Source organism: Bathymodiolus platifrons methanotrophic gill symbiont (assembly GCF_002189065.1).
GTDB lineage: Bacteria > Pseudomonadota > Gammaproteobacteria > Methylococcales > Methylomonadaceae > Methyloprofundus.
The window spans coordinates 1-7785 of sequence record NZ_BDMN01000019.1 but is presented as its reverse complement, the minus strand read 5'-3'; the positions used below and the strand labels follow the sequence as shown (position 1 = coordinate 7785).

Genomic DNA, 7785 nt, shown 5'->3' with positions numbered 1-7785 from the left:
GTCGTATCAATTTTATGTTCAAGTAATGCCATTAATCGAATTTCACGAGCTAGGGAATCGTCTCTAACTTGTTTTATATCGTCCCTAAGCCCATCGACCTGTTTCTCAAGCCATTCTATATGAGACCTCTCAACCTGCACCACTGGGACGGATGTTTTTGTAACCTTTGACGTTGTATTTTGTTTCAGTTCACCGTACACACGGATTAATTCCGCAGTATCAAGAAAACCATCACTATTCCTCGATACCCTACCAGATGAGACATGTCGGTATAAAGTCTGCTTCGATTTTCCGATTAATCGTGAGGCCTCTGTCATTGTTACTAATGCCACTTTATCACCCGTAATTGTTATTCTATGAGAGTGTAACTATTAATCACATCACAAAATCATCACATATTTAGAGTGAACACGCCAGTTTTTTGCCTACCCTTTACCCATCATGAAAATTTTATAACCCCTATTTTACGTGCCCTAATGAATATTTGATTTCCATTCAATCCGCATTTAATAATTACTATTAGTGAGGCTTTATTATCTTGATAACTCACATTAAGACGTATGTATCACACCGTGCAAAGATAAATAACCCTGTGACATTACTATGCGTAAATTGTGAGCAACAATTCTTATATCGTAGTTAGCCACAAGAACTGTTGATAAAAGTGTGTGCTACTTTTGTGTAACTGACTGAAAGCCACAATACATATAGGCTAGGGTTATATTGTACATTTTTTGTACAGGGCATTTATTAAGCTACATTTGATTCACCGTTTTACTATGCTCCTAAGTTATACGCGCCCAGGCGCGCCATGCTACCTCACGAAATTCTGGGACTCCTGTCGCCATAATTCGTTCACCTACGCAGCGGATGGGCGATGCCCTGAACGCCCTGCGTCCGCAACGACTACGCACAAAAGCGCTTCGTCATTACTACCTCACTGGCTGGACGGCTATTCGGAATGCAATTCTTGCTCCTCTCGCGTGCTGCTAGCACACGTCGAATCAGCGAATTGCCCTGTCGCCTATCAGGGACTAAAAATCACCACTTCGCTAAGCTCCGTTTCCATGATTTTCAGCGGAGGAGGGGCTACTTAGCAAGCCACCGAGTTTACGATAGCATAAGGAAGAGTTCTTATAGTTACATTAACAATAGGTAGCGAATACCAAGGTTTGGGTGATTATCCCAATATTTTTCAGATATTTCCCGAAAGGTATCCAATACTATTTCCTGTACTTCTTCTGTCGAAGATTCACCGTAAGTTATCTTAACAATACCGTTTGTAACCGTTAATGTTTTCTTGCCCATCTCACTTAAAATCAATTTACCACCATGGGTATTAAGTGATGACACTATTATTTGTCTTACGATATCTCCTGATTGACCAAGCATTCCACTTGGAGCTTTAAAGGAATGCAGTTCAAGTCCCGTTAAAATAAGAGCTTCCATTGTGGCTGCCTGATTGACAATAGAAGGGGCAATAGGTTGTTCATCAACCTTTATATTGGAATAATCATAGGCAGCCAGTACATACATCTGGTCATAAATGCTCGTTGCAAATCCATCCAAAAATCCAGAACCTGCTATCCCACTAGAAATAGAATTTACGGATAAATCAATAATAGGTTTAAGTGACCCAGATAAGGAAACAAACATTCTCGATAGAAACGCCCCATTTCTCGTTCCTGCTGCCGCAATAAAAATTAATTCATCGAGTTCATTTTTTAAATCATCAGAAATATGCCGTCCATTACTGAGCTCCTCCCGAATAGGCGATGCAAGATTACCAATATCATTCTTTGCACCTCCACAGTTCCAAGCTATTCCTAATTTATCTAAGAAACTATCGTTAGGATTACCCTCTACATGCTCTCTATAATTGAGCATCCGATAGAATTTATCAAGATTCTCAAAATCATCTCTCAATATTCTTGTTGCTTCTGAGTTCTTTTCTATCTCATTCTTAGCTGCTTCACTCAATCGAGTCCTTGCTTGCTGCCTGTATCTTGCCATACTTTCTGCCGCTTCTGGAAACTGCTTAGCAAACCTTATTGAAACTTTTGCTCTAAGTGCTAACTCAGCATCTGGTGTCGTTGGAAAATCATCGTCATTAGATAATAACGCACTGTTTATTTTTAAATACTTAGATATCTGAGGAAGTGAAACATCAAGTGGCTTGTTCTCTACCTCGTCCTTTAAGATAGATTGGTATGCGGAGTGGTATTTACCTTGCTGAGACTCTCCAACATCAGTATCAGGTATATAAACATCGCTTAAAGCCAACTGTGAAATCACAATAAAGGCAACAAAGAATATTGATCTATTTTTGTTCATAAATTATGTACTGACTTCATTAGTAACCGACTTAAAATTAAATTCATTAGCCTGCTTAAAGACACTAATCTGTTTTATCTGTCTGCGATTTGTTATCCCTTTCATCATTAGCACTGATTCTTCTGTAATCTGATATTTTCTATCCTTATTATCACCAACCGCACTATGCTTTAAGCCAAATCGTTTAAGGAAATAACCGAGTGTTCGTGCATCATACTTCCGATTGAGGGATTTAAAGTTACCTAATCCAGCGGCAGAAGCTTCTGCATAATTCGCAATCAGGTAGTCAATTGCAGCTGTAATCCTCTCTGAATTATAGCGTTTTAGTGAAGGCTTAGTATTGTCTGATATTACAGACAGATGAAAAGTTTCTTTTGTTATAGAGAGTTTATCTGTCTGTGGTTCTAATGGATTCGCTTTCTGTTGCTTTTTATCCTGTAATAAATTCATTACCGAACTAAATATAATCTTTTGACTAGTCGCGTAAGACTTATCCTTATCTGCAGTCATAGTTTCAGACTCGTATTCATCCAACATCGAAATATCATCTATCTGTGCGGTTACGATTTCGAAGCGTTCAAAAGCAGGTTTTATTCTTCCACCATCCCAGAATAAAACGTCTTCTTCTAAAGGCTCGTTGTCTAATGCCAATTGACTTTTGCATTCGTGCTTTTCTATTGAGAAATATTCCGATTCAAGAATCTTGTTCGCATGTTGTAACTTTGTGTATTCAACGTCTGAAATATCATCTGAATTTATGACATTAAGCGTATGCTCCATTTTAACTAATTTAGCAGTGCCCTTTATTTCAGTTATTTTATCTGGCTCTGTAAAGGCTTCCACCGGATAACCTTTCTGCATTAAAATCAATAAAGTTGTATGTGCAAATTGCTGGCATGATTTCTCGCGCTCTTCAATCGCTGCAACTGCAACTAAGTCAAAAGCATTAGGCTCATGCACTAGAACTCCCCCAGATAACTTAAGCCGCCCTTCTGCTGCAGTAATTCCAGCTAATTGTTCACTCGCACTTAGCGGGATTTGTTTTCGTTTAGCATCAAATCCTAGAATAATTGATTTAGATTTCCTGCTACGGCCTAATGTTTGAATGATTTCTGTTGGACTCAGAACACCGCTAAAGATACCAATATGAAAATCATAATCAAGCTCGATAGAAAAACCACTTGATACAATGGGGGTTAAAATTATTAGATCGTACTTCTTACCAAATACATTAGGTGATTTTAGGTACGCTGATTGTTCTTTATTATGCTGATTTTCCTGATGAATTAACAATGCTTTATAGCCTTCTGGCGCCAAGCTATTAGCATCTTTAAACGCAGTTTTAGCGGTTGCTACTCCGTCACACTGGAATATACCGCGATCACCCTTTTTAACGTGATTAAGAAATTCACTTTTAGCTATTTTTCGTGTTGTGTGTTCTATTTTAGTTGTGGGTTTACGTTCGTCTCCTTTGATATGAAACATTGGGCGGTTTAAGCTGTTCAGTATATCCATAGTACGGTCGTTCATATCAGCATCAGCAACATACACCACAGGAATGTTTTTTATAATATCCATTAAAAGGTCGAACCCCTTTGATCTATTGTCAAAAGTTCCTAATGTAATATGCTCAATAATTTGCTTAAATTCATCAAGTACAATGCACTCACACTGACGAAAGAAGTTTAATAAATGTTTACGTTGTAACGCGCTATTAATGCAGGCGGCTAAGTCTTGTATAATGTCATAGGGTGAAATATCATTGTAATGTTCTATCTCGAGTCGTTCAGCTGTTGCTGTAATAATTGACCGTCTATGTGCTGTATATCCGAATGTTTTATTATGCGTTTTCAGGTATTTTAATAGTTCTGCAGTGAACAGTGTTTTACCTGACCCCATTGGCCTAGAATCAATATAAATGCTTTTACTTGTTGAAAGTATTTCTGCTGCATTAGGCTGATTAATATCGAATTCAGGCAAGTTATAGTCCACTATTGTGTGAAACTTTCGTGTGTCCTCATCTTTTCTTTTTAGTAGTGTATTTAGCCAGTTACTATTACGTTTAGATAGCTTTCCTACGCGCCTCTCTAGTGTATCAATAGTGAAGTTATAAGGGTTTTTTGGGTGTTCTAGTACTGACCTTGCCATGATTGAATTGATCGCGTTATCTGGTGCTGGCAGAGGGATGCGATCAATATTTTGAATCAATGTTAATTTATCATTAAACACCCATGGTTCTTGTGGTTTTGCGATGTTTAGCTGACCAGCAACATCACCGCCCAATAACTGTAGGTCGTTAAAATCAGTTGGCTTGCTTGATAGGTCTTTGAATACTGGTAATGCAATTGAACAAGTGTGTTTCGCCGCGGCTTCTGTTGCTTTAACCAATCCTGTATTGACCTCGCCAAACTGGTCATTATCCGCACAAATAACGAATTTATTATCAGGGTATTTTTTTCTAAACTCAGCAATAACGGGGGATAGGTTTCCTGCGTTAAAACAAACCACAGTGGCCTGATTGATGGCTTGGTGAGCGGTTGCGGCTGTTGAATACCCTTCTGCAAAGTGGATTGCTCCATCTGGGTTAATTTTACCTAATAGATGAAAGCCACCTTTTATTTTAGCTCCAGTTGTAAAGCGTTTGCTGCCATCGTTGAAAATCTTTTGAATGCCGCGAAGATCGTTATCTATACCGTGAATAGGTACTGCGATGAATCTACGGCCATACTTAACGCCAATCCCCTCTACTTGCTTATTCACCAAATAATCACTATTACCTGTATTAGATAGTTTATTAAACTCATCTTTAGCGGCGATAGCTGCATTAGCGTGCATTTTGGCTTTTTCTGCATCGACGAGCTTTTGATTAGCCGTTAAGGCTTGTTGGTATTTTTCTTTATCATATTTTGTTAGCCCGGTGTTTTTTGAATAGCTGTTGAAGGTATGATTAACTCCCTCTCGAAAATCGCCATAGGTAGCTAATATGATGGTTTGATTGTTTGATATTGTGATTTCCTGACCAACATACCACCCTGATTTTTTCTTTGGGGTACGGCCTAGTATTGGTGTATTTCTGAACTTACCGTCAAGAATGACGATATCAAGAACTAGCCCGTAATTAAGCAGTGAATCAAGGCAGGCATTGCGGTGTTTATTGATGTCATCATAAGCATTATAAAGACTGTGGATGTTTTGCTTACTTGGTGATAAACGTAGGTTTGATTTGTTTTTGAAGTTTGCCATGTTATTCCTGACAAAACAATTTTTAGTCCTAACCTATCCATAAAGGTCTATACAAGATAGAATTTAACTTCTAATTGATTTATTTATCACTTAATTAGAAGTTAATGGCTAATTAGTTCTACTAATTGTCCTGTTTGTTTAAAATGTATCTTTAAGAGAAACCGCCAAGCATCAGTTAAAGGTATGTAGAATTAAAAATATTAAAAAAAACATCGATTTATTAATTTAAATCGGTGTTTTTTTTTGCATTTAAAATAGTTAATTTAATTGTAACCAATCAATATTACTCACATGATACCATCGTAAGTCAACATGATTTAACACAATTAACATATCAGTCGTTATTTTAATTTCACAACATATATATTCGTTAGTTATCAATAGCTTGATAAATAATAAAAACTTAACTCTAACGAAATAAGTTTGTTTTTGCGCTCTTGCTAACCATGGATTTGCATGATATTCCCATATTTAATTATGAAAAAATACAAACTAATATTACTTGTTCTATTCATCGCATCCTTACCATTGGTTTTAACGAGTTGCACCTCAGTCTCAGCAAACAACACAAAGACAACGGATAAGATGGGAGCTAAACCACAAGATCCTGATTTCATAACTGACCTCAGGATAAAAGCTCCACTATCCTCCTTATACCTCCAAGTATAATCCCATTGAACATCGTTTTTTTCCTCATGTGACTCGTGCTTGTGAAGGTGTTGTATTTGACTCGGTTGAAACAGTTAAAACATTGATTTCTAGAACATCAACGTCAAAAGGACTAACAACAATTGTTCACATACTCGACAAAATATACGAGACAGGACGAAAATATGCCGCTGACTTCAAAGAAATAATGCCGATTGTATTTGATACACATTTACCAAAATGGAATTACCGTGCAATTCCTCAAGAATAATTAATATCGGGAAGTTGTTTCGTACTTATTCCTTTGTTATCAATAGCTTGATAAATAAGAAAAACTTAACTCTAACGAAATAAGTTTGTTTTTGCGCTCTTGCTAACCATGGATTTGCATGATATTCCCATATTTAATTATGAAAAAATACAAACTAATATTACTTGTTCTATTCATCGCATCCTTACCATTGGTTTTAACGAGTTGCACCTCAGTCTCAGCAAACAACACAAAGACAACGGATAAGATGGGAGCTAAACCACAAGATCCTGATTTCATAACTGACCTCAGGATAAAAGCGGAAGAAGGGAGTGCTAAGGCACAATACAATCTAGGGGTAATGTATACCGAAGGCGAAGGCGTTATTAAAGATTACAAACAAGCATATATGTACGCTAATATTTCATCATACAATGGTAGTAAAGAAGCAATTAAACTTAGGGAGCTTATAGAAAAAGAACTAACAGCAGAGCAAATAAATGAGGCACAAGAATTATCTCGAGAGTGGATTAAAAGCCATAAATAACAACTTTTTTAATTTTCCTCACAACTTACGCCTCATAACATATAAGACATAAAATAATACACCGCAAGGACGCATTGGTCTTTCGACGAATTGGCGCGGCGTGGTTGTTTCTTCAGCTCTTTTTTAGTATAGGACTGGCTTGTCTAGCAGATTGACCGATGGAGGATTTTCTGGAATAGCGAGTGATAAGTGGTTAAGATTTTGAGATTTTCATAATGCCTTATCCATTGCAAGGCTTCATCATGATAAGATAATTACTCAAAAGGATTAACATTATCTCATACTCCATACAAGCACACCCGAACTACCTCTCTAGCCATACCTCAGAAATCTCTAAACAATACTTTTTTATCCCTTTTTTACGCCTACAAACCAACACAAAAAAACAACAGTTTGACCCGCATTCTAATTACAAAAAATGTTTTATCAATTAGGACTTATAACCTTATAATTAATAAGGTATATATTTTATTTTAAGCAAAAAAAACATATCCTACCTCATTATAAGTATTATATTTCGCCAATAACGGCCGTTTCTAATCCATTCTATTTTTATTTTTTTCCCATTTTTTGACCTGATATCCCCCCCACGCATTCACTAAACAAAAACACAAACCCCCGTGTCGACTTGGTGATAGGTCGAAAATACAAGATTGGTACGACACAAGCTGGCTAAACTTAACTTATATGGGACAGTGAAAAACAAAAATAGGAATATTAACTATGACGGTTAACTATAAACGCCAGTTTCCAAGTTTTTGAT

At 36.9% G+C, this 7785-nt stretch carries 6 protein-coding genes and 1 pseudogene; 2 read left to right on the top strand and 5 right to left on the bottom strand.

Features of this window, described 5'->3' with window-relative positions; genetic code table 11:
• From CDZ78_RS01205 to CDZ78_RS21605, 5 genes are all read right to left on the bottom strand, one after another.
• Nucleotides 1-332: hypothetical protein (locus tag CDZ78_RS01205; RefSeq protein ID WP_140413833.1), on the bottom strand; the 332-nt coding region annotated here is incomplete at its 3' end.
• Nucleotides 333-785: 453 nt separating this feature from the next.
• The gene (locus CDZ78_RS23525) at nt 786-914 is read right to left on the bottom strand and encodes a hypothetical protein (protein WP_280175533.1); all 129 of its coding nucleotides are present in this window, start codon (nt 912-914) and stop codon (nt 786-788) included.
• 226 nt (nt 915-1140) lie between these two features.
• A complete protein-coding gene (locus CDZ78_RS01200; RefSeq protein WP_087868319.1) occupies nt 1141-2334 on the bottom strand; it encodes a hypothetical protein in 1194 nt (397 codons plus the stop codon).
• Nucleotides 2335-2337: 3 nt separating this feature from the next.
• A complete protein-coding gene (locus tag CDZ78_RS01195) occupies nt 2338-5577 on the bottom strand; it encodes a toprim domain-containing protein (RefSeq protein WP_087868318.1) in 3240 nt (1079 codons plus the stop codon).
• Between the two features lie 440 nt (nt 5578-6017).
• The gene (locus CDZ78_RS21605; protein ID WP_167374136.1) at nt 6018-6194 is read right to left on the bottom strand and encodes a hypothetical protein; all 177 of its coding nucleotides are present in this window, start codon (nt 6192-6194) and stop codon (nt 6018-6020) included.
• A gap of 35 nt (nt 6195-6229) precedes the next feature.
• Between CDZ78_RS21605 and CDZ78_RS01190 the strand changes: the two are divergent.
• Nucleotides 6230-6496: pseudogene (locus tag CDZ78_RS01190) on the top strand (ISAzo13-like element transposase-related protein); the annotation flags it as partial.
• Nucleotides 6497-6743: 247 nt separating this feature from the next.
• On the top strand, nt 6744-7022 hold the full coding sequence (locus tag CDZ78_RS01185) for an SEL1-like repeat protein (protein ID WP_140413832.1): 279 nt from the start codon (nt 6744-6746) through the stop codon (nt 7020-7022).
• Nucleotides 7023-7785 lie beyond the last annotated feature (763 nt).

Coding starts and splice junctions, on each gene's coding strand:
- CDZ78_RS01200 (WP_087868319.1), bottom strand. CDS start 2,334: ATGAACAAAAATAGATCAATATTCTTTGTTGCCTTTATTGTGATTTCA.
- CDZ78_RS01195 (WP_087868318.1), bottom strand. CDS start 5,577: ATGGCAAACTTCAAAAACAAATCAAACCTACGTTTATCACCAAGTAAG.
- CDZ78_RS21605 (WP_167374136.1), bottom strand. CDS start 6,194: ATGAAATCAGGATCTTGTGGTTTAGCTCCCATCTTATCCGTTGTCTTT.
- CDZ78_RS01185 (WP_140413832.1), top strand. CDS start 6,744: ATGGGAGCTAAACCACAAGATCCTGATTTCATAACTGACCTCAGGATA.